This is a genomic window from Planococcus halocryophilus, from assembly GCF_001687585.2.
In the GTDB taxonomy this organism is placed as follows: Bacteria; Bacillota; Bacilli; order Bacillales_A; family Planococcaceae; genus Planococcus; species Planococcus halocryophilus.
Genome location: NZ_CP016537.2, coordinates 2,504,422 through 2,528,789, shown reverse-complemented (window position 1 = coordinate 2,528,789; position 24,368 = coordinate 2,504,422). Strand labels below are relative to the sequence as shown.

The 24,368-nt window shown below is 36.8% G+C and carries 19 protein-coding genes; 14 read left to right on the top strand and 5 right to left on the bottom strand.

Features of this window, described 5'->3' with window-relative positions; translation table 11 throughout:
• Positions 1-301: 301 nt before the first annotated feature.
• From BBI08_RS12700 to BBI08_RS12680, 5 genes are all read left to right on the top strand, one after another.
• Positions 302-1,420 (top strand): CDP-glycerol glycerophosphotransferase family protein, encoded by a 1,119-nt coding sequence (locus BBI08_RS12700; protein ID WP_008497089.1) that lies wholly within the window; start codon positions 302-304, stop codon positions 1,418-1,420.
• A 102-nt stretch (positions 1,421-1,522) separates the two neighbouring features.
• The gene (locus BBI08_RS12695) at positions 1,523-3,880 is read left to right on the top strand and encodes a CDP-glycerol glycerophosphotransferase family protein (protein ID WP_008497090.1); all 2,358 of its coding nucleotides are present in this window, start codon (positions 1,523-1,525) and stop codon (positions 3,878-3,880) included.
• A gap of 114 nt (positions 3,881-3,994) precedes the next feature.
• The gene (locus BBI08_RS12690) at positions 3,995-4,801 is read left to right on the top strand and encodes an ABC transporter permease (RefSeq protein WP_008497091.1); all 807 of its coding nucleotides are present in this window, start codon (positions 3,995-3,997) and stop codon (positions 4,799-4,801) included.
• An 18-nt stretch (positions 4,802-4,819) separates the two neighbouring features.
• Complete coding sequence (gene tagH / locus BBI08_RS12685) at positions 4,820-5,638, top strand: teichoic acids export ABC transporter ATP-binding subunit TagH (protein ID WP_065528169.1); 819 nt, start codon at positions 4,820-4,822, stop codon at positions 5,636-5,638.
• Positions 5,639-5,726: 88 nt separating this feature from the next.
• Positions 5,727-6,602, top strand: coding sequence for a DUF1028 domain-containing protein (locus BBI08_RS12680; RefSeq protein ID WP_008497093.1), 876 nt, complete (start codon positions 5,727-5,729; stop codon positions 6,600-6,602).
• Between the two features lie 214 nt (positions 6,603-6,816).
• Here the strand turns inward: BBI08_RS12680 and BBI08_RS12675 are convergent, their stop codons facing one another.
• Both BBI08_RS12675 and BBI08_RS12670 read right to left on the bottom strand, forming a co-directional pair.
• Positions 6,817-9,957 (bottom strand): efflux RND transporter permease subunit, encoded by a 3,141-nt coding sequence (locus BBI08_RS12675; protein ID WP_008497094.1) that lies wholly within the window; start codon positions 9,955-9,957, stop codon positions 6,817-6,819.
• A gap of 18 nt (positions 9,958-9,975) precedes the next feature.
• Positions 9,976-10,794, bottom strand: a complete 819-nt coding sequence (locus BBI08_RS12670) for a TetR/AcrR family transcriptional regulator (protein ID WP_008497095.1) — start codon at positions 10,792-10,794, stop codon at positions 9,976-9,978.
• A 239-nt stretch (positions 10,795-11,033) separates the two neighbouring features.
• On the opposite strand from BBI08_RS12670, the gene BBI08_RS12665 reads away from it, so the two are divergent.
• Entirely contained in the window at positions 11,034-11,555 is a 522-nt protein-coding gene (locus BBI08_RS12665) for a GyrI-like domain-containing protein (protein WP_008497096.1), read from the top strand.
• Positions 11,556-11,625: 70 nt separating this feature from the next.
• Here the strand turns inward: BBI08_RS12665 and BBI08_RS12660 are convergent, their stop codons facing one another.
• Positions 11,626-12,096, bottom strand: a complete 471-nt coding sequence (locus tag BBI08_RS12660) for a competence protein ComK (protein WP_040850609.1) — start codon at positions 12,094-12,096, stop codon at positions 11,626-11,628.
• Between the two features lie 240 nt (positions 12,097-12,336).
• Here BBI08_RS12660 and BBI08_RS12655 point away from each other — a divergent pair, with 240 nt between their 5' ends.
• A complete protein-coding gene (locus BBI08_RS12655; protein WP_008497099.1) occupies positions 12,337-12,819 on the top strand; it encodes a sigma-70 family RNA polymerase sigma factor in 483 nt (160 codons plus the stop codon).
• Positions 12,820-12,913: 94 nt separating this feature from the next.
• Positions 12,914-14,182, top strand: a complete 1,269-nt coding sequence (locus BBI08_RS12650; protein WP_237146591.1) for a sensor histidine kinase — start codon at positions 12,914-12,916, stop codon at positions 14,180-14,182.
• Between the two features lie 28 nt (positions 14,183-14,210).
• Here BBI08_RS12650 and uvsE read toward each other — a convergent pair whose 3' ends face one another.
• A complete protein-coding gene (uvsE, locus tag BBI08_RS12645) occupies positions 14,211-15,083 on the bottom strand; it encodes a UV DNA damage repair endonuclease UvsE (RefSeq protein ID WP_040850611.1) in 873 nt (290 codons plus the stop codon).
• 148 nt (positions 15,084-15,231) lie between these two features.
• Between uvsE and BBI08_RS12640 the strand changes: the two genes are divergently transcribed.
• Entirely contained in the window at positions 15,232-15,651 is a 420-nt protein-coding gene (locus tag BBI08_RS12640; protein WP_008497101.1) for a GNAT family N-acetyltransferase, read from the top strand.
• Between the two features lie 44 nt (positions 15,652-15,695).
• Here the strand turns inward: BBI08_RS12640 and BBI08_RS12635 are convergent, their stop codons facing one another.
• On the bottom strand, positions 15,696-16,454 hold the full coding sequence (locus tag BBI08_RS12635; protein ID WP_008497102.1) for an NRDE family protein: 759 nt from the start codon (positions 16,452-16,454) through the stop codon (positions 15,696-15,698).
• Between the two features lie 275 nt (positions 16,455-16,729).
• Between BBI08_RS12635 and BBI08_RS12630 the strand changes: the two genes are divergently transcribed.
• The 5 genes from BBI08_RS12630 (at position 16,730) to BBI08_RS12610 (ending at position 24,341) form a co-directional block, all read left to right on the top strand.
• Positions 16,730-18,403 carry a sensor domain-containing protein gene (locus tag BBI08_RS12630; RefSeq protein WP_008497103.1) on the top strand — a complete coding sequence of 558 codons (1,674 nt, stop codon included), beginning with the start codon at positions 16,730-16,732 and terminating at the stop codon, positions 18,401-18,403.
• A 306-nt stretch (positions 18,404-18,709) separates the two neighbouring features.
• Entirely contained in the window at positions 18,710-22,000 is a 3,291-nt protein-coding gene (locus BBI08_RS12625) for an ATP-binding protein (RefSeq protein ID WP_065528168.1), read from the top strand.
• 18 nt (positions 22,001-22,018) lie between these two features.
• Positions 22,019-22,714: a response regulator transcription factor gene (locus BBI08_RS12620; protein ID WP_008497107.1), complete on the top strand. Its 696-nt coding sequence runs from the start codon at positions 22,019-22,021 to the stop codon at positions 22,712-22,714.
• Between the two features lie 201 nt (positions 22,715-22,915).
• Entirely contained in the window at positions 22,916-23,704 is a 789-nt protein-coding gene (locus BBI08_RS12615) for a YveK family protein (protein ID WP_008497108.1), read from the top strand.
• Positions 23,646-24,341, top strand: coding sequence for a CpsD/CapB family tyrosine-protein kinase (locus BBI08_RS12610; RefSeq protein ID WP_040850619.1), 696 nt, complete (start codon positions 23,646-23,648; stop codon positions 24,339-24,341). Before BBI08_RS12615 ends, BBI08_RS12610 begins: the two co-directional genes overlap by 59 nt.
• The last annotated feature ends 27 nt before the right edge of the window (positions 24,342-24,368 follow it).

Genomic DNA, 24,368 nt, shown 5'->3' with positions numbered 1-24,368 from the left:
CGATTTTTCCACAGTATGCTATGATATCATCTTATATGTTATCATGTGTAATAGCTATTGGAAATATGGGAGAAGTATGAGTGATTAGACGCTTTCGTAGAAGAAAAGTTGCGTTCATAAGCTCCACAGAAACGCTTATAGTTAGTATAAAATAAAAAGAGAGTGGATGCTATTTAATTTAGTAAATTTTGTCCATTCCATTTAACTAGAAAGAAGTTAGGTGAAAAAATTGAGTTTCATCCAAAAAATAAAAAATCTAAAAGATAGTAGCTATACAAGAAGGGCCTTTCGCGCAGTATTTGTGGTACTAGGAAAACTTCCGAAAAAGAAAAAGTTAGTCGTATTTGAAAGTTTTCATGCAAAGCAATTTAGTGATAATCCACGCGCTATATATGAATATATGAAAGAACATTATCCGGATTATACGCTTTTGTGGAGTGTAGATAAAAGTGCGATTAAGCTTTTTGAAGAATTCAAAGTACCTTATATTCAAAGGTTTACGATAAACTGGTTCTGGACGTTTCCAAGAGCGGAATACTGGGTCAACAATGTTAGGTTGCCTTTATGGATGCCAAAACCTAAAGGGACCGTATACTTGCAAACTTGGCATGGAACTCCATTGAAAAAGCTAGGACTTGATATAGAAGAAGTTCATATGCCGAATACCAAAACAGATTCCTATAAAAAGAATTTTGTGTTGGAGTCGGAGAAATGGGATTATTTGATTTCTCCTAACTCCTATTCATCCGAAATTTTTAAACGTGCCTTCCACTATAATGGGGAAGTTATTGAATCTGGGTATCCTCGTAACGACATCTTAAGTAATAGCTCAGAAACTTTGGTCAGCAATCTAAAAAAAGATTTGGGCATTGCAGAACATAAAAAAGTTATGTTATATGCTCCTACGTGGAGAGATAATGAATTTTATCAAAAAGGAAAATATAAGTTTGAATTTCAGTTTGACTTAAAAAACTGGGAAAAGGAATTCGGTGATGACTGGGTGTTGTTGTCTCGTATGCATTACTTAGTTGCTGAAAACTTTGATTTCTCGGCGTATGAGGGAATCGTTTACGATGTATCGCGTTACCCAGACATTCGTGATTTGTACTTGGCATCTGATTTGTTGATTACAGATTATTCTTCGGTATTTTTCGATTATGCGATTTTAAATCGTCCAGTTATTTTCTTTATGTACGATTTGGAAAACTATCGTGATCAATTACGTGGTTTCTATATCGATATTGAAAAAGATGCACCCGGTCCTATCGTCCAAACAGAAAGTGAATTGTTTCAGGCAATTCAAGAACTGAAAGACATGGATGTCCAATCAAATCAAGCTTTCGCTAAGTTTAAAAAACGCTTTACTTCTCTAGAAGATGGGCGAGCAACCGAACGTGTCGTGCAGGCTTTTTTAAAGTGAGAATTTAATCTCTTTACGACATGAAGTTGAATAAAATAATGAAAATTTACTGATTAACTGTAATGAAAACATCTAAATATAAATGAAAAAGAAGGTATAACAGTGAAAATATTTAATTCTAAATTACAAGTAATTGAAGAAGCAAGTGAGAAGATAGCCTTTTTTATGATGGAAACTGAAGGCACATATGTATTGCATTTGCCATTATTAAAACAAGAACCAATTTACCTTGGAGCATATAAAGCAGAGGATCAGATATTATTTACAAATCCATATTCAGCGGAATGTATTATTGGATATGTCAAAGATAATAAAGTATATGCTTCAAAGTTTGTAAATGAAGATGGTGTTGGTTTCAAACCTAATGAAAATTCAATGTTGATGCAATTTGAATCCTATTCAGACTTACTGGTTTTTAAACAAACAGGAGATACATCGTTTTCGATATATGATTATACTGGTAGTTATATCGAGAGTGTACATGATTTAGCTACGTTTAGTTTGTCTCCACACGTTATCCAAAGAGATTTAGGATTAACTACTGTAGAATATCGTTTCTTAACAATCGGAAAAATTCAATATGATCAATTTTATATATTTATAATCTATGATTTATTTAGAAAAGAGCTAGTTACACATAAAGTCATTTTTACTGTACTCATGAATAAACCAAATCTTGATTATAGTTTATCCGGTCCTAATTCACTAGATTTTGAGATAGAAGGATTGATGAAAAATATAAATTTGAAAAAAATAGCTAGAAAAAGTATTAAAATTGCGGATAAGACTTACCTAGAAAAATATCGCAATATACATCTATTAGGAATAATAAAGGTTAATGGTGTTAAATATTATTTGCACAATAGAACTAAAGGAATTTACTTGTCACAAGGAAAACCTACTAAGATTTCAAGTTTTCACCCAAATCTTAAAGCTAGATTTTTTGGTGAAAATTTATATATCTTTGGAAGAAGCACTCATTATGCTTATAAGGCAAGTGGAGTTTATGACTATTTGTATGCAGGTACTGAAGGTGCACCACTTGCTAAGTTTATTCGTCCATTTAACTTCAAACTTGTTCGAAGATATGGATTCTTCAAGGTGCCAGTTTCTAGTTTAAATGTTGATAATCGCATACACACTAACTTGTATCTTGGTGATAAAAAAACAATTTTGCACAACTTGAAATTAAATATACGTCCAAAGAAAAAGAAAACCCTGGATTTTAAAATATTTGGAGATCAAGTCAATGTGATAAGAACTAATGTTCGTGGTGATCTAACTTCTACGATTTTATCCAAATCTGAAGAATACACGTTTATTAATAGAAATTTGATTTTTATTGCAAATGCAATTTCTAAATGGCTTCCTAAAACTAAAGAAAATATTAACCTTTACTTTGAGAAGAAAAGCATGAAAGCTGATGAATCTGCAATTAGAGTTTTTGAACAAGTGATGAAAGAAAAAAAATTACTTTCAAAAAACTACTTTATCTTAAGTAAAGATGCAGAGAATTATCAAACTCTAAAAAAACAATACAAAAAAGCAATTGTTAGAAAGTATAGTTTCAAACATTATTATTTAACATTTAGAGCTTCAAATCTTATATCTAGTGAGTTATCAAATCATTTACTCAATGATCGCTTATATATTGATGTAATCCGTGAGAAAATTAATACCATACCTTTAACTTTCCTTCAGCATGGTATTATGTTTGCGAAACCGGTAGACAATCCAATGGCTTTTGGATTCCACAAAGATAAGAATGTCTTCAATATGCGTAAATCTGTCATTAGTTCTGAGCTTGAGGCAGGAGAATTTTATAAAATGGGTTATGATAGAGATGATTTAATTCTTACAGGACTAGCAACTTTTGATCACGCAAAACTCAATGAGAATGCTGATAAAATTGCATTCATGCCGACTTACCGCTATTGGGAAGAAGGCTTAATCTATAGAGGGCTAATTGAACAAACTACTTATTATACTCAAATTATTCGTGTTATAGAAGCTTTTGAAAAAAAGGGGCTATTGGACAGATTGCTAATTGTTCCACACAATAAATTCTCGGAGCATATATATGAAAATATGAAGGAATATCAACACATTATTAGTAATAACCCTTCGGAAGCTTTGAAGAACTCAATTATCTTCATAACGGATTATTCTTCAGCAATTTATGATGCAACATTTAGAGGTGCATACCCTATTTTTTATTGGGAAGAAAAAGAATATTTAATTAATCAATATAAAGCAATCCCACCAGTAAACGATGAAAATGCACCTGGTGCTGTCATCTATGATCTTGATCATTTGATGAAAAAAATCGATGATATCATCTCTCTAAATTATAAAGTGGAAGATGGAATTATGGAGAAATATCAGCAGATTAATACGTTTATGGATAGAAAAAACACAACACGTATCGTAGAGTCTTTGCAACAAGAGAATATTTTATAAGTGTTTCTTTGTTTAGTTCGTTACTCTTTCGAAGTGCATGCTTGTCTGACAAGCTTTAATAGAACCAATAGAAACTTTTCTAAGTGTCTAGAGGAAAGTTAGTGAGGAATCAAAATGAAATCAGCGATAAAAGTAATTAAAGAGCAAGTGAAATTCTCTTATTTAATTAACCGGCTTTCTGTATATGAATTGCGGAGCTTAACGAGAGGGAATTATTTGGGGGCAGCTTGGGAGATCATTAACCCAGCAATTCAAATTATGATCTATTGGTTTGTTTTCGGTTTTGGAATTAGGCAGCGAGAAGCCATTGGAGATATTCCTTATTTCCAATGGATGTTTGCCGGAATTCTCGTATGGTTCTTTATCAATGGCAGTGTCATGAAAGCTTCTAAGTCGATTTACACTAAGATTAGGATGCTTGCCAAGATGAATTTCCCAATGAGTATCATTCCGAATTATACAATTTTTGCGCAGCTATATCCGCATCTGGTACTATTAGCTATCGGAATGGTAGTCTTACAGTTTATGAGCTTTCCAGTTTCCATTTATTACTTGCAGTTGCCTATTTACATCATTGGGTTACTCGTATTCCTGTTTAGCCTTTCTCTCATTACGTCCACTTTGGCGACTATTGTTAGAGACGTGCAAATGCTGTTGCAATCAGTTATGCGTATGCTGCTGTATTTATCGCCGATTTTATGGCCGCCAACGTTACTGCCAGATTCATGGCAAGTGTTTTTGAAACTCAATCCTTTCTATTACGTCATAGAAGGGTACAGGTATTCGTTACTTGGTGAAGGGTGGTACTTTCTTGAAAATCCGACTTATACCCTTTACTTTGTTGGAGTAGTCGCATTAACATTCCTTGTTGGTTCTTATCTTCACGTGAAATTCAGAAGTCAGTTTATTGACTTTTTATAAAAATGGGATGTGAAAATCTTGGTTAATTCAGTAGAAGTTAAAAATGTCTCAAAACGTTATAAATTATATAAGAAAAAATCTGAAAGACTTCTTGATTTGTTAGTTCCTTATAAGGACTATGGAGAGAATTTTTATGCTTTACAAAATGTTTCTTTCACAGTAGAAGAAGGTTCGATTGTCGGACTCGTTGGCATTAACGGATCTGGGAAATCGACTTTAGCAAACATTATCGCAGGTGTTATTCCTTCAACAAATGGTCATGTGACAAGTAACGGTGACGTAGCATTGATTGCAGTAAACGCAGGACTGGATGGGAAGTTGTCAGGTCGTGAAAACATCGAGCTCAAATTATTGATGCTTGGATTTTCTCAAAAACAGATTTCTGAGATGGAAGATGAAATTATCGAGTTTGCAGAGCTGGAGAAATTTATCGATCAACCAGTAAAAACGTATTCTAGTGGAATGAAATCGCGTTTAGGCTTTTCTATTTCGGTTCGAGTCAATCCAGATATTTTAATCGTGGATGAAGCCTTATCTGTAGGTGATAAAGCCTTTTCTGAAAAAAGCTTAGACAAAATGATGGAGTTTAAGAAAAAAGGGAAAACGATGTTTTTTGTCAGTCACTCGATTTCACAAATGAAAAAATTCTGTGATCAAATTTTATGGTTGGAATTTGGAGTGGTTAAAGAATACGGCCCTACAAAAGAAGTTATAACAAAATACGAAACTTTCTTAGAAGAGTATAAAGCATTGTCAAAAACTGATAAAAAGAAATACAGAACAAGCGCACTCAATCGCCAATCCAAGAAAAATGCAAAACCTGTAGAAATCCTTTAGGATTTCTACAGGTTTTTTTGTGTATACGAATTGCGAAACAGGAAAATTTTGTTTGATTGAATTACAGTAGAGAAAAGGGGGCAAATACATGAACATTAAAGTGAATAAAGATCAATTGGTGGCGACCTTTTCTATTGTTGCTGCAGACCCGGCGACGGGAGAAGTGGGCGTGGCAGTTCAGTCGAAATTTTTGGCGGTCGGATCAGTCGTGCCGTGGGCAAAGGCGGGTGTTGGTGCAGTAGCAACGCAATCGTGGGCCAATACGGCTTACGGACCAGAAGGACTAGGATTGTTAGAAAAAGGCTTATCACCTGAGGCAGTGATTGATAAATTGATTGCTGATGATCCAGGCAGGAGTTTACGTCAAGTGGCTATTATTAATGCGGATGGTGAAGCAAGCGCCTTCACTGGTCACGAATGCTACGATTGGGCAGGGCATAAAATAGGGAAACATCACTCGTGCCAAGGCAATATTCTCGTCAGTGAGAAAACGGTCAGCGAAATGAGTAGATCATTTGAAGAATCATCAGGTCCATTGGCTGAGCGCTTGCTGCAGGCCATAACGGCGGCTCAACATGCCGGAGGCGACAGTAGAGGCAAACAATCTGCTGCGGTTTATGTCTTGCAAAAAGAGGCAGGATACGGTGGCTATAACGATGTGAAAGTGGATTTACGTGTCGATGATCATCGAGAACCAATTGAAGAGTTACAGCGGTTATATGAGCTCCACAAAATGTATGCCGCGCCGTCAGCAGAAAAGTTGCCTATTAAAGAAGACGTGTTGACGGTGATTGTTGAGCAACTGGTTAAGCTTGATTTATTGGAATCCGTCGATCACAGCAGTTATGATTCGGCAGTGAAAGAGGCGTTGAAAACGTTTTGCCTGCGCGAGAATTTTGACGATCATTGGTCAGAAGAAGCATTGATTGATGAATCGGTATTGGAATACTTGAAGAACCAATAAAGGTAAAGCCTGTTCAGTTTAGCTGATCAGGCTTTTATTCGTAAGGTGCGGTTATTGCATGTCGAGGTGCGGATTTCGCTGTTTGGGGTGCGGTTATCATGCTGCGAGGTGCGGATTTTGCTGTTTGAGGTGCGCTCTTGAGCAATTAAGGTGCGGTCAGCGAAAAATAAGCATAAAAAAACAGGCAGCTCACACGTGAGCTGCCTGTTCCAAATTAATTGACTCGTTTCTTGCGGAATTTGGATACGACTTCGTAAACAATTGGTACGATAACCAATGTTAATAAAGTCGAACTGATTAACCCACCGATAACGGTAATCCCAAGGCCTTGAGAAATCAATCCTCCGCCTCCGCCTTCTACGCCAAGAGCAAGAGGAATCAGTGCCCCGATTGTAGCTAAAGCAGTCATCAAGATAGGACGCAAGCGAGTCACGCCACCTTCAAGAAGTGCTTCGCGAGTGCTAAGTCCAGCATCTTCCATATGGATCACTCGGTCAATCAAGACGATCGCGTTTGTGACAACAATACCGATTAACATCAATACACCAATCAATGCGTTAACACTTAACGCTTCACCCGTAATCCACAATGCTACGAGAACACCGATCACTGTGAATGGTAGGGAGAACAGGATAGAGAACGGTGCTAATGCGCCGCCGAATGTTACAACCAGTACAAAGTAGACGATTGCAATAGCAGCAAGCATAGCAAGACCTAGTTGCGTGAACGATTCGTTAATTTGTTCCGTGACGCCACCATGATCTGTTGTAACACCAGCTGGTAAATCAATTTCAGCAATTTTTTCATCAATTTCAGCAGTGATTTCAGCAGCGTTATTGCCAAGAACATCTGCCGTTAGAGAAGCAAACATTTGGCCATCTCTACGATTGATCGTATCTGGAGATTTGCCTTCCTCTACGGTCATCACATCGCTGACTTTAACAGAAGTTCCAAGAGCTGTTGGAATTTCTACAGCAGTAACATCTTCAATTCCAGCGTACTCGGTTTCTTCTGTTTCAATATACACATTAATGTCATTGTCTTCATGAGTAACAGTCGTTAAGACTGGTGCTTCACCGACACTACTTAAAGCCATGCCAATTTGTGCAGCAGTCAATCCGTTTTCACTTAAGCTTTGTTGACTTGCGACTAATGTAAATTGGTCATAAGCATCAGTCAAGCTAGATTCTGTGTTTTCTAGGCCTTCGTTATCTTCCATGAATGGCTGGATTTCTTTGATTGCCGATTGAATATCTTCAACATTATCGCCATAAACGAATAATTCTAAGCCGTTACCGCCTGTAGGGGCAAAGTCCATACTCGCCCATTCGCCTGATTCTGTTGAGCTATTTAAGTCTTCGATTAACTTTGTGCTTTCGTTACTGAAAGCTTCAAAATCGTCATCATATTCAATGTAGAACAATGCCGAGTTATTTCCAGCTCCACCCATTGCAGACATTGGATTATCTCCACCAAGCGAATATTGATAAGACGTCACGCCGTCACGTTCGCTAAGGGTAGATTCTGCATCAAGCGCGATGGCTTCTACATCTTCAAGGGTTTGTCCGGGTTCTGGGCTGTAAGTAGCCATAACCATCTTCTGCTCTTCTTCAGGTAAGAAACTCACACCAATAACCGGTACCAAGAATAAACTTGCTACAAGTACGAGCGTTGCACCACCAAAAGTGATGATTTTATGATTTAATGACCACTCCAAAATACGTTTGTAGCTAGCTGCCAGTTTGCCTGGTTTATGTTCTTTGTGCGCGGATGTAACAGTATCCATATTCGTTAATTGTTTGCGGTACATTAAATGTGCCATCATTGGAACAATCGTAACAGCGACTAATAGAGATGCTGAAAGTGCAAAGACAACTGCTAATGCAAACGGTAAGAACAATTCGCCGATTTGTCCGCTCACAAGTGCAAGCGGTAAGAATACGGCGATCGTAACCACAGTAGACGAAAAGATCGGTAAGAACATTTCGCGCGTCGCTTCGCGGATTAACTCTTTGCCACGTAATTTCTCTCCGGGTAATGCCATACGACGATAAATATTTTCGATAACAACAATCGAGTCATCAATAACACGACCAATGGCAACCGTTAATGCACCTAGGGTCATAATATTTAACGTAATATCCATTTGATTTAATAAGAAAATTGCCATTAATAAGGATAACGGGATTGAGATAATCGAAATTAATGTTGTTTTAAAGCTGCGAAGGAATAGCAATATAATGACTACTGCAAATAAAATACCAAATAAGGCTTTGCTGAGCATTGTTTCAACAGATTTTTCGATAGGTTCTCCTTGGTCAAATGATGAAGACACTGTCAGATTGTATTCGTCTTCCATGTCCGCAATGATTTCTTGAACGCCATTTACGACTTCCACAGTATTTGCATCTGGTGACTTGATAATTGAAATACCGATAGCCTCTTCACCATTTGTCCGTGAAATTGACTCTGCTTCGCTGACTACTTGGATGTCAGCCAATTCGCTAAGTGCAATAGTCGGGATCGCAGTCGGTGCAGCAACTGGTGGTTGTGCTTGAGGTTCGCCTGATGCTGAAGATGGTGCTTCAGTTGGAGCAGTAGCTGCGGATTGAGGGACAGCTGGGATCTGCAAGTTCTTCAAATCTTCAACAGATGTGATATCCCCGTCAATAACTAAATTTTTCAATTCGCCATCGAAATTTGTCAAACCTAGTGGGAATGTTAAATTTGATCCTTTAATGATTTGTTGAATGGTATCTTCAGTTAAACCGTATTGCGTTAGTGCTTGCTGATCAAAAGTCAATGTGACTTTTTGGACACGTTGTCCAGACACTTGTGCCTCAGACAATCCAGGCACACCTTCAAGCGTAGGTAGAATCTGGTTCTCAACTGTATCCGTAAGTTCTTCGAGTGAGCTTTCAGAGTTACTAATGCTTAAAGCTAGTACAGGAAACGCATCTAAACTAAGGCGAGATACTTGTGGATCATTTGCCGCCTCAGGAATTGTGACTTTCGATAAAGCATCTTCCAACTCACGAGTTGCTTGGTCCATATCTACTTCAAAGTCATATTGAACTTGAATAGTTGAAGCATTTGCCATCGAGGTGGAGGTAACCAACTCCACGCCATTCATGTTTTGAATTCGTTGTTCCATAGGAACTGTAACTTCTTCCATAATTTCGTCAGGTGCTGCCCCTGGATATACAGTAACGACTGTAACCGCTGGTAGTGTGATGCTTGGAATAGATTCTTGTTTCATCGTCAAGCCGGCATATAAACCAGCTACTACGACCATGACCGTTAAAATCCAAATAGCAAATTTGTTGTTTAATGAAAAATTAATGATTTGTTTCAAGTTGTTTGCTCCTTTTCCTTAAATAAAATTTTCTAAATAGGCAACTTCATTTTTAATAAAAGAAAACTGCTTTAAGTAAACCAATAAAGCTTCGATTAAAAATTCTTGAGGTTCTTCTTGTTCGACTTGCTCTTTCAATAGATAAAGTGATGCCATTAGCTTTTCTTGATTTGTCTCGGTAGCTTTAATCTTTTCAATAATTTGCTGGAAACTTTCTTCAATTGTTGCAGCCGGAGAACGAGCTTCATTTAAAACGGGTTCCATGCTATCTAAGTTATCGACAACTGCATCGATTGTAGTAGTTATGAAATTGACAAGTTTAAAGATCGATACTTGTTTTTTTTCAATTACCAGCACGAAGATGTATTGTTGCATCAAACCTTCAAGAATTGCGACTAAATCAGGTAAAAACGGCTCGATGCCTACTCCGTAAGTGTCTAGTAAAATTGTTTTATGTAACGTAATGGTCGACTGCCTCAATTCCATGAAAACGTCTTTTAGTGTTTCGCTTTCAGTGAGTGTGAAATCTTTAAAAACCATCATAAAAAATTCATGGTTAGAAAGGGTGCGCTCTATTTCAATCGCTAATTTCTTCTTGAAAATATCTTTGCTATCTTCTTCGAAGTTAGACTGAGAATTCGAAATTTCCGTCAGTATTTCTTGATGATGTTGCTTTAAAATTTTGATAAAGAGAATTTCCTTTGAATCGAAATGTTTGTAAAAAGCGCCTTTTGAAATTCCAGTGGCCTCTGCTATTTCTTGTACAGAAGTTTGGTGAAAGCCTTTTAAAGAAAATAGACGTACAGCATGACTCATTAATTCTGTTTTTTTATCCATTGGATCCTCCTTGACTGAGTGGTTACATAAAATGACTAGTTGGTCATTTGTTTTAGATTATATAAAAATGGCTGGAAAGTCAATTTGTATGTCTTGGGTTTGTTTTAAGTTTAATGATGAATATTAAAGTTCTTTAACTTTGTCAAATAGTAAATTTCTACTAAGCGATTTAAAAAGCTACTCTAGCGGGTATAGAAAAGAAAGTGATTCCTTTAATCGTTCAAGGAGGAGAGGATTGAATGCTACAGAAATACATTAGTGAGCCATTTGTTGCAGAACGTACGGAGCAACCTTATGTTGGGATTTCCATTCTAGCAGATCTGTCAGAATGGGACGAGGTCAATGGACTTGTAGGAGAACTATTTGAGTGGTTGAAAACGCAAGGTACTAAACCAGCAGGTGCACCATTTTTTCGCTATTGGTGCATGGGGGATTCAGAAGGTAAGTACCAAATGGAAGTTGGTGTACCGGTCAAACGTATGGTCGCGGGAGATCGACGTGTAGTGGTCGGGTATATACCAGGAGGTTCATATGCAACCGCGATGCACAAAGGTCATCCTGAGAATTTGGAAAAGTCCCTTGAGGCTTTGGAGCAGTGGGCTATGAAAGAAGGGTTGGATATCGACAAACGTTGGGAAGGTGAAGCGGAAATTTGGAACGGGCGTTTTGAGTTTTATGTGACTGATTTTGAGACAGAAGAAGATCTAAACAAATGGGCTATTGAAATTGCATTTTTACTCCTTGGGGACGATGCAGCCTAAAAAACTAAAAGACACCTCTCTCTGTACTAGATTCAGTCCAGTACAGAGAGAGGTGTCTTTGCTATTCTGCTTAAGATTTATTTTTCTCGCGAACATTGGAATAATAATAAATCATTTCATACATACGGCTTCGTTGTTTTTGTAGGATGCCAATTGAGACATTGACTTCAGTCGAGACGTTGAACTCATCAAACAAGATGCGGGTCCTGTTTGGAGCGATAGTTTCGAGGCGGTAATGATGATTGAAAATCCATACGCAGTCTGGATGATCTGGAGACTTTGTGGGATAGGCGGCCAGTCCATCTTCTGAGATGAGAAGCGTTGTTTTTTTATGTTGCTTGAGGTTATGGCGCGTTGCTTTTACACGACCTTCGTATGTAGACGCAAACATCATACACGTTTTATCGATCAACGTTAGAACAGAATGCCGGGAATAAAACACGCCATTTTTCGTCGTAATCTTCGACTTTTTATCTTTTTCAAAATAACTTTCGACAAATAACACCGATCGATCAAGTAAATTGTCATCATAATTCTTCACTATCAAAAGCTCCCCTTTCTCAACACATGAAAATTTTACCACCTCCAACTTTGGGTGACAATATATTTTTTAGAAAATAGATACTGTTCAGACTATTTTTCCACTTAGAACAATTTGTTTAATAACAAGAAACGGGTAGTTTGTTAGAACCAACCGCTTAATCGACGAGTGGTTCTCATTATTTTCATATCTTATTCTGAACTTACCCGGGAATCTACGAACGTTCAAAAGGATACGACTATGAAAAATTTTGAAGAAGTAGCGAACCAATATGCGCCAATGGTTTCAGCGATTATCCGCAAGCTTCATATTTACCGTGATTATGAAAGCTTCCGCCAACTTGGGAATATCGCGTTATGGCAAGCATGGCAGCGTTTTGATGATGCTAAAGGAAACTTTACACCGTATGCATATCGCAGTATTCAAGGAGCAATGCTTGATGAATTAAAGCGAGAAACTAAGCGAAATGAACAAAGCAGTCATTGTGGTACTGAGATAAAAGAAGAGAGTCTAGAGGAAGTAGGGGAAAGTTTGCCAGAATGGCTCGAATTAGGCATGTTAAATGAGAATGAAAAATGGTTATTAGATGCACTTTATGTAAAAGGATGTAGATTAACGGAGCTAGCTCATATTGAAAATATTTCGCTTGCAGGCATGAAAAAGAGACGACAGCGTCTAGTGAATAAGTTGAGAGAGACGACACTTCATCCGTATAAGAAGTAGCAAGTACACAACAAAAAAGGTGGTAGGGAACAATAGGTAAATGTATACTTATAGAAACTAATGGAAAGAAGTGGAGATGGGGAAATTGGAAGCAATGATGACCGGCATGATCAACAATATCTTCTTCATTATCTTTCCGATTGTTGTTTATCAATTGCTGACGACAACAGGTCAACGGAACTTCTTTGTTAGTCATCGTCTTAGTTTGACCATTTTATTTTCTATTTCAATCATCCTATGTATGATGTTTCCTTATCAAGTTGTTTCAGAAGATTATATTTTTGATTTGCGTCAAGTGCCGATGATTTTAGGTGCATTATACGGGGGACCACTCGTATCAGCTGTTTTATTTTTAGTTGCAGCAATTACCCGAATTATAATTGGTGGAGACGGGATGTACATTGCAGTGCTGAATCAATTGATTATTGCAGCAGGAGTACCTTTTTTGCGTCCGATGTATATGCGCATTAATCGACTGATGAAAGTTGTTTTGGTATTTATCATATCGATTGTTTCACTACTATTTAATATGCTGGCAGGGCATTTCTTTTTTGGGGATCCAATTCATGACATTATCGAGATATGGCTGGTGCTGATGCTTAACCAAGGAGCGATTACTGCTTTAACGGCATTACTGATTGAACATATACAGCGTCAGGAGTATATGTTCAATTCTTTGTTAAAGCACGAAAAGATGGAAACAGTAAGTCATTTTGCGGCAGCCGTGTCTCATGAATTGCGAAATCCACTTCAAAGTATTAAAGGTTTTGTTCAATTAATGAAAGAATATGATTATAGTCGTGATAAACAAATCGAATTTCACGAAATGGTTTTAAAGGAAATTGAATCTGCAGAAGATTTAATCGATGATTATCTTGTTTATGCAAAACCTACCTATGGTCAGTTGGAAGCTTCTAGCGTTTCTTGTGAAGTCCAGCATGTATTAAAAATTATGGTACCTTACGCAAACGGAAAAGGTGTAGAAATGCATATTACGGAAATGGATGGGAATGCTGAGATTTTAATGGACCGTCATAAATTTCAACAAGCCATAGTCAATATCATTCGGAATGGCATAGAAGCAATGTCAAATGGAGGAATGTTGGCTATTGCGATTAAATCTACGCCTTCTAAAGTAAGTGTCCACATAACCGATGAAGGAATTGGGATGACAAAAGAAGAGGTACGACGATTGGGAGAGCCTTATTTCTCGAGCAAAATTAAAGGAACAGGACTTGGGATGATGGTCACTTATAGTATTGTCAGCCAAATGAACGGTCAAATCTTTGTAGATTCAGAAAAAGGTAAAGGCACCGAATTTCGATTGGAATTCCCCAATCTTACAAATTCAATTAAAAAATAAACCAGCATCCTCCTCAGAGGATGCTGGTTTATTTATTGGTAAATTGATGGATAAAAGGAAGAACAGATTGTTCTTTTAGTTTAGCTTCGAACATAATATCGGCATCGATGCCATTTAACACGAGCAATAATTCTTGGAAGTCAGTTTCAGATACCAAATTATGATGGCGGAGATCTGTAAAACCTTCTTTCCCTGTACTAATATGGACTTTTGGCTTGCCGTATCCTTGCCAAGTTTTAATGATTTCTTTAAAATCTACGGATTCTCCGTTGTTATTGCAATTATGGTGATGAATATCAAGGCAGATCGGTACCTCGCACATATGGTGAACATCTAAAACGTCGCGGACTGTGTAAGTTTTATCGTCATTTTCTAAACGCAATCGCTGGCGAATACTAGGGGATAGTTCTAAGTAAACAGTAGCGAATCGTTGTTTGGCAATTTCTTTATCGCCATATGCACCACCGGTATGGAGAATAATATCAGTGCCACCTAGCAATTGAATAAGTTTGTCATGATACTCGAGATCTTCAATAGATTTGCGGACAACTTCGGGTTTTGGTGAATTGATGACCGTATATTGCCCGGGGTGAACAGAAATTCTCATGTTATGCATTTCGACAAAAGATCGAATTTCTTTTGTGATGGCTAATACGTCTTGATCTTCCCACCATACCCAGTCATTAATAGGATGGGTGGAGAGCGGAACAATCGAACTAGAAGCTCGATAAAAATAAATATCGTGTTCCAAATTCCAATGGATGACATCAAGTGTCGTTTTAAGATTTTTTAGCGTCAATTCTTTTATTTTTTCAGTACCTTCTGCTTCTGCAGTTGCTACACGCAAAGTTTTAAATACTGTTTTCAATTCTGTATTCATACAGGCATAACCTAATCTCATGAAGTTTCAGCTCCTTCTTCTACGTATACCCTTTCCCACATCGTACATTCCTGTTCTATCAATAAATCCAGTAATTATAGAGGACATGTCGTGCCAAGATAAGTATACTAGTAAATAGAAACGCTATTCATAAAAAAGGGGTGCTAATATGACTCGTTTAACATTGCATACGGGCTATCAAGAAGAAGAAACGTGTTTTATAAAGTATCAATTAATCAAACATAACAAAGGCAAAGTAGCTTATACAGAAGAAGAAAAAATCAATCTCATATTAAAAGATGAGGAAGAAAATATACTCGGTGGCCTTGTTGGTCATATCGATTGGGAATGCTTTTTTATTGATATTTTATGGGTCGATGAGTTGTTACGCGGGTTAGGAAAAGGACAAGAATTAATCCGTGAAGCTGAAGAACTTGCGATTACAAAGGGTTGTCGATTTATTCGATTAGAAACATTCAGCTTTCAAGCACCAGAATTTTATAAGCGATTAGGATTTAAAGAAATGGGGAAATTAGAAGATTTCCCTAAAGGATATACGCATTATTACATGTATAAAGAGCTAAACTAGAAAACAGCGCCAATCATTTGATTGGCGCTGTTTTGTTTTTGCTATTAATTGATTTTAAAATCAAATTGAATGTCTTCTTTAAACTGACCATTTTCGAAACTTCTTTCGGCAAAGGTGAGTGTATTATCATGAGAAACCAAAACAACAGTCGCAGAACGTGTGCCATAATCGGGTGTTTTTATAAAAATGGGCGATAGCATTCGTTCTAAGTCCAGGCTGACTCCGCTATTGGGAAGATGTGTGTCGGGTGCATGATCCGCGTCTGCTAAAATCGTAAAGAGCTCTTCTAAATCGGCCTTTTCTGTTTGGGCCATATAGGATGCGAGTTTTTCTTTTCCTTTTGTAACCTTTGGCCATGGCGTATTCAAAAAATGGTTACTTAGTGAATGGGTGCCCGGGGGAATCTCATAAGATTCATGTTGAATATTGTTGTAGTAAAGCAACTTTTCAGCATCTCCCACTATAAGATTGAAGCCAGCATATTGCTTCGGATCAATCGACTTTAGATATTCTTCTGGAGAACTTGTAGCAGCTAAGAAATTTTTGACGACAGCTCCTCTTGATAAAGGACCTGCTTCTAAATTTGTAGGATCTCTAAAGTTTGTCAAAGCGGCAATGCGCCCCTGCTTCGTAACGCCTAACCATGTTCCCAACTGTGTCAAATCACGACCAGCCAATATTGAAGGTTCATCATCCCAAAAATGAGCAGGTGCAGCAGGGCGACTATAAAATTCATCACGATTAGCGGCGATGATTAATTTATAGCTTGGGTGATTTCGGAATTGCAGGTTTATTAGGCACATGATTTTTCCCCTTTTTGTTTTATTATATACAATAAAAATGATCAATGACAGAACAGTAACTTGTAACGAAACAATTAATTGCATATTAAACAATAAAAGGAATTTTTCGAGAAAAGAAGTAAATATCGGGATATTTACTAATCCTATACAACTATATTTAGTTGATTTAAGTGAAATATTTAGGACTATAGATTCAATAATAAATTTATTCTGTTATACTATTGAAAGAGAATTAGAAGGAATGAGAAATTTTAAAGTATTCAGGAGGTAAAGTTATGGAGAAAGTAACAGCTTCATCATTTTTTATGCGTATATTAATGGAAGGAATTAAAGAAATGGTATTCGTTGTAAAAGTGGACGAAGCTGACTCTTTCACATATGACTTTTTTAACCAAGCGGTATTAGAAAAAACAGGATTAACTCCTGATGCTATAGGTAAGGCATTTAGTGAAGTCTGTCCTGAAGAGATGGCAAATTTTTTATATGAAAAATATAAAGAAGTAATTGAAACCAAGAAAAAAACGAGTTATGAAGACTCTTTTTATTCTAAAGAAAATAGATTGTTGTATTCGGAAACGTTATTGACTCCTCTTTACGATGAGACGGGGAAATGTACGCATATTGTTAGTCTAGTAAAAGACATTACAAACGAAAAGAGAGCTAAGCTAGAAAGTGCAAAGATTCATGATCGCCTCGCAGAACGCAGTGCTAGTTACCAATCTTTGTTTGATAGCAATGCAAGTGCCATTTTCACTTTAGATTTTAATGGGCGTATAATGGGCGGGAATTCTGCGAGTTTAGAGCTTAGTGGGTATGTGAGGGAAGAGTTGTTAGAAGAGAACTTTGTTCGTTTTGTCAGTGTAGAAGATCAAAACCGCGCAAAAGAACATTTTCAGCTGTCGAAGCTAGGGGAAATAAAAGATGAACGTCTACAAATTGCTAACAAGTCTGGCCAGCTAATTTCTTGCTTAGTGAAGTTCATTGCAATCAAAGTAAAAGGAACAATTACTGGGTTTTATATGGTTGCAAAAAACATGACTGAATTAGACGAAATCTCGAGACTTTATAAGGCTGGGGAAGAAAACTTTCAAATTATTGCTGAAAACGTTCACGATGTCATTGTCTTGATGGATGAACATCGACAGTATTTATACATATCTCCATCTTCTGAAAATATATTTGGTTTTAAAGCAGATTCTGTTTTGCAAAAGAAAGATTATTATCAGATACATGCTGATGATATCCATCGGGTAGGTGATAGCTTTGATCATGCTGCTAAAAATAGCACTACGTTTCGCGAGCAACTTCGTCTATTACATAAAAATAGAGGGTGGATATGGATAGAAGTAGCTGGCACGCCTGTTTTTGGAAAAGATAATAAGTTCAATCACATGGTAATCGTAGCAAGAGATATTTCAATTCAAAAAGAATATGAAAATCAACTCAAACACTTTGCCTATATCGATGCCCTGACAGAATTGCCGAATCGGCGTTATTTCCAGGAGTATGCAACTGAGAGGTTGGAAATGGGCAAAGAAAGCCGGAAAAAGTTGGCTCTTCTTATTCTAGATATTGATGATTTTAAACAGATTAATGATCAGTGGGGACATGAAGTTGGCGATGGGGTTATTCAACAGTTTGGACAGCGCTTAAATCGATGTATGCATGGACAAGATATAGCTGCCCGTTTAGGTGGAGACGAATTTATTGTTCTTTTGACTGAGGTAGAGAGTGAAGAGCAAGTGACAAAAATAACGGATGTCATATATCAGGCGATGAAAATGCCAATTAGCGTGCAGGAATTGTCTTTTGAGATTTCAATTAGTATGGGTATTACGATGGCTCCTGAAGAAGGAATATCTATTTCCACTATGATGAAGCGAGCGGATTTAGCTATGTATAAAGCAAAACGACAGGAAAAAAATTCATTTCACGTAAGTCTAGCATGAACCAATAAGGTTCATGCTTTTTTGTGAACGGTTAAATATTGAATACGAAAATAGGATGGGCAATAGATTTTGTTTGAATTTTCAGAAACGAAAAAAGTTTTATTTTAATATGAAAAATGTTATGATTTTGTTAAATCATAAATCCTATTTAAAATACAAAAAATGGTCGTTTATATAATTATAAATACCTTATTCGCTTTTTTAAATAGTAATAAGGTGCTGTATAAATCGGTAATGTCTAGGATTGAAAAAATTTTTACTACACGATTAAATTGATCAGTCTTTTTAGATATTTGAGGTGAGAAAATGAATAAAATACATCCGAAAACTTCCATAATCATTCAACTTTTGTGTGTTTTTTGGATTTTCGTCTTTTTTCTCGAAACTGAAAAACCAATTAGTGCGGACAGTAATAAAGAGACTATCCAATTAAATGACAATATTACCAAGATATCTTTATCCAACAATCTGCAGATTCTTAAAGATCCAGAAGGAATATACAAGCTTGAAGAACTGCTAGAACCTCCTGGAAGTTGGAAGTTTGTTCAAAATGAAAAAGGGGTTCCAAATGGTGGATTTTCTTCTGATGTTTATTGGATAAAGTTTACTGTAGAAAACGATTCGGAAAACGAAGAATGGCTACTGGAGCTTGCGAACACTTTTATCGATAAAGCGATTCTTTATTCTCCAGAACCTTCTGGAGAATATTCTTCTAGTAAATTAAGTAATGAACAGTCAGATTCGGAAGGTGTTTATTCGGAACATCCTCCTGTTTTCAAGCTAGTTTTGCCGAATGAGGTCAGAAATACATTTTTCATGAGAGTTGAGTCACAAGGAGGCATGCATCTTCCTTTAACAATTTGGGAACATACGGCATTCGACACTAAATCTAACCAGACAATGGTATTGATTGGATTAATCAGCGGGCTATTCCTTATTTTTTGTTTGTGGTGCATCAAATGGTATAGAGCTTCTCATCAAGTCAGTTTTCTGTACCTTATTTTTTTAGCATTTTCAATGTTGCTTGCCTCCTCTTCTTGGAAAGGTTGGGGTTTTCCCTCTATTTGGCCAGATGTAGACTGGTGGTATGAACAAACTATCTTGGTTGCAGTCGGTACAGTAAGTTTCATGTTTGTTTTGCTCACTAAAGAACTTTTAGCAAATAATTTTGAATTGTCCTGGCTTTCAAAGCTGACTAAGGTGACAGGAGTTTACATCTTATTTTCATTCCTCCTTTCCTACTTTACCTATACAGTTGCAAGTGCCATGTTATTTGTACTAGCATCTCTTGTAGTATTGTTATCATTAAGTCTTGCTATGTATGCTTGGAATAAAAAAATTTCCTATGCTCGTCCTTATGCAGCAGCGTTAATATTATCCATCACTATCCTCGTTGTTTCGGTTTTAACTGCAGCGGCAATTTTACCTTATATTGAAACGGTTCAATATCTCCTTTCTTTTTGTAGTTATCTAGTTATCTTGCTTATTGCAAGAGCATTATTCTCTAAAGAAAAAGCACAACTCGAAAAAAATGAACAGCTTGAACGTCAAGCGAACAAACGTCAATTGCTGAAAATAGAGGTGCTCAAAAATGCAAATAAGCGAAAAGAGGAATTATTGGCATACACATCAAACGGTTTGCGAACCCCTCTTTATGACATGATTGGCATTGCAGAAACACTCCGAGCATCAGCTGATGGAAAAATAACCCCTATTATGATGCATCAATTAAATGATCTTGTGGCAAACGGTAAAAATATGGCACATTTAGTAAATGAACTCCTCGATTTTTCAAAATGCAAACAAGATTTTTCAGGTATTCAGATTGAAGCTCTTTCGATTGAGGAGTTATGCAACAAAGTTTTAGCACTTTGTCATCCTTTGATTCAAACAGAATTAGTAACGCTTTATCATACTGTTCCATCTTCATTGCCTAAAGTAGTTGCGGACGCAGATCGTTTACAACAAATATTGTATAATCTGATCGACAATGCTATTCGTCATACGCATGCAGGAGAGATTGTCGTTTCAGCTCGTGTTTTAGGAAATGAGCTAGAAATTTTAGTGAAAGACACAGGGATAGGTATAAGAGAAGAAAACATACCATCGTTATTTGAATGGGATATTTCGGAGGATAAAACGGTAGAAAATCAAGGCAGGGGCTTAAAAATCACTAAAAATTTAGTCGAGCTTCAAGGTGGGAAATTGAAAGTTGAGTCACAGAAGGGAAAGGGCTCACTATTTAGTTTTACCGTACCAGTATATCAAGACAATGGGGCTGTACAAGTTGTAAATAATTACCATTCGATTACCAAGGAAATGACAGCCTCGCAGTTAGCCGATTCGATGTTGAAACAACACTCGACTAATAAAGCGTTGCTTATACTTGTAATCGATTCAGTAGAAATTAATCGAATTGTGTTACTGCGCCAATTACTATCAGAAGGATATCAAGCAATAGGGGCAGAGAATGGACAAACAGCAATGCATCTATTGTCATATAAACCAGTAGATTTAATTGTGATGGATGGATGCTTAACCGATATGACCGGTGATGAATTGTGCAGACGAATCCGTGTAGAATTTACTTTGACAGAGCTGCCGATTTTAATGTTATCGAATGTAGATAGTCTCCAGGAAAAAAAGGAAGCTTTTATAGCTGGAGCTAATGATTACTTGCTAAAGCCTTGCGATAAAGAAGAGTTTTTACTCCGTGTAGGGACTCTAGCAAATACCAGCAGCTTAACGCAGGAAATCAGTAATTTGAATTATTTTCTTGAGCGCAATGTGAAAGAGCGGACAATGGAGCTAGAAATTACCAACTTGAATTTGTTAACAGTCAATGATGAAATACAAGAAATTGAGAAATCTAGAAATGAAATGTTATCCGCAATTTCACATGAATTAGGCACACCGATTACTTTGATCCACAGTTATATACAAGCAGTTAAAGAAAGTTTAATAGAAGAAAATAATCCGCGTTATTTGGATATGATTCATAAAAAACTATTACTCTTAGAACGCCTCACGGAAGACCTTGTAGAGTTGACCGAATACAAGTCAGGGCACATGACTTTGCGTTTTATAGAAAGAGACTTGGAGGGTTGGATAACGAGGCTAGCGGAATCTATGGCATCTGACGTTACGCAAAGTGGACGTGCTTTTGAATTTTTAGGCACAGAAAATCAGGACGGTATTAATAAATCATTGCTAAAAGTAGATTTAGATCGATTAGACCAGGTGATATCTAATATTCTATGGAACTCTGTTAAGCACACTTCTGCTGAAGAAGGAAAGATTACATTATTGATAGAAATTTTAGCAAAGAATAACGACAATGCCAGTTTAGATGAAGATTGTGATGGAGAACTGTTTATTCGAATTGCAGATAATGGCTGTGGAATTAAGAAAGAATCATTACCCCATATATTTGAACGGTTTTATAAAATCAATAGTTCTGCAAACTATAAAGGGAGTGGACTTGGATTGGCGATTGCGAAAGAAATTATTTTAGCGCATAAAGGACAAATCTGGGCAGACAGTACAGAAGGACAAGGAAGCGAATTTATCATTGTGCTACCGTTAACTTTTCAGTAAAGGAAAGGAGGAAGACAGATGAATGCTGCGACTATAATGATTGTAGAGGATGATGAAGGTATCCGTGAGCTGATGCGTTTATTTCTTCTTAAAAAAGGTTACGGAGTCATCCAAGCAGAAGATGGGTTTCAAGCATTAGCGTTATTGGAAAAAGAAAAGCCCAATCTTATCTTACTAGATGTTGAAATGCCGGGCATGGATGGGCTGGAAGTATGCAGAAGAATTCGTCTGAAAACCACTTTGCCCATTTTATTTGTCAGTTACCGCAAAGAGTTGGTTTATAAAATTCAAGGACTCGAAGCAGGTGGTGATGATTATATTACGAAGCCTTTTGATTTTAATGAGTTGGAGGCTCGTATACGCGCAATTCTTCGGAGAAATGGTTGGAGAAATAGTGCGGAAGATCAACTGACCATTTTAAAGTACAAGGACCTCCATATTCATGTGGATTCTCGGGAACTTTATTTGGAAGGAACTCCGGTAAAGCTTTACCATAAAGAATTTCAGTTATTGCTGCTACTAGCTCAGACGCCTAATCGTGTCTGGACAGCTGAACAATTATATGATCAAGTATGGGGCTATTATTCTGAAGGTGATGTGCAGACAGTTAAAGTGCATATTAGCAAATTAAGGAGAAAAATTGAAAAAGATCCGGCAAATCCGGAATTTATTCAAACAGTTCGAGGTTTTGGTTACAAGTTTATATGGGAGTAAAAGCATTCGGTTTGTAAAAACCGAGTGCTTTTTTATTTACCTTGATTTTTTTGGTGTTTATAATGAATCTAAAGAACTATCTTTTGTGGAAAATGACTAATTTTTTCCTTTTTATTTGAATTTTTAGATTATTTAACGTTTATTTAACCTTCGACTTCTAATATACTAGTTATAAAGGATGAACCTTAGGAGGATTTAGTTATGGAGAGTACATTCAATCTGAATAAATTCCTGAAAGCGATGCACAAAAGAAAAGCGTTAATCATTTTTGTTACTCTTGCTTTTGTGGTGTTTGCTGCAGTAGCGAGCTACACCATTATGAAACCAGTTTATAAAGCGACCACGCAAATTTTGGTCAACCAAAACACAGTTAGTAGCCAAGATGTTAACAGTCTTGATATTAATACCAATCTTCAATTGATCGGAACGTATAATGTCATTATTAAAAGTCCAGCAATTTTAACTACAGTCATTGAAGAGTTGAAACTTGATGAAACGGCTCAATCATTAACAGAACGAATTACCGTTACGAATATTGAAAGTTCACAAGTCGTAACATTATCTGTTGAAGACTCTTCTATGAATCAAGCTGTGATTTTAGCTAATACGATTGCAAAGGTTTTTCAAGAAGAAATTCAGCAAATGATGAAAGTTGATAATGTCAGTATATTAGCTACAGCGGAGATGACTGCAAGTCCAAAACCGATTCGTCCAGATCCTATTTTTAATATGGCGATTGGGGCAATTGTCGGTTTGGTTTTTGGCGTGGGTATAACGCTGATTTTGGATCAATTAAATACGACGGTTCGTTCAGAAGAGGATATTGAAGAAATGCCAGGACTTCAAGTGTTAGGTATCGTTAGTCCTGTAGACAGCAACTTGAAAATGGAAAAGCCATTAAATTTATCAGATAGATTGGAGAAGGATAATTATGCGGACAGCGAACAAGACAAAAAGATTAATGCCACGAAAATTGGTGGTTCGTACTAATCCACATTCAATTGCAGCTGAACAATATAGAACAATTCGAACGAATATTAACTTCTCAATACCTGATTTAACTTCAAAAATCATTTTGTTTACATCAGCTTCAAAAGAAGAAGGGAAATCAACGACTGCTGCAAATATGGCCATTGTTTTTGCTGAAACTGGCAAACGAGTTTTGTTAATTGATGCAGATATGCGACGTCCAACACTATTTAGAACCTTCCAGTTAGTCAATAATACAGGCTTGTCTAACTTACTATTGGGAAAAGGCAATCTAAAGCATTCAGTAAAAGCGAGTGGAATTCCGAATTTAGATTTACTGATGAGTGGGCAAATTCCACCAAATCCAGCCGAGCTACTGGAGTCAGATATTTTGGATGAATTAATGGGAGAGATGCGAGAATTATATGATTATGTTCTCGTCGATTCACCGCCAATCTTATCTGTAACCGATGCGAAAATTTTAGCGAACAGATGCGATGGAACTGTATTAGTTGTTAATACCGGAAAATCAGAAAAAGTAAGTGTTGAAAAAGCACGAGATTCTTTAGCAACTGCGAAAGCATTTATTTTAGGGGTCGTTTTAAATAATTATCCGTTAACAAGCGAAAATTATTATTACCATAATTATAATGATTGAAGAAGCTGACTCAAAAGGAAAGGAAGA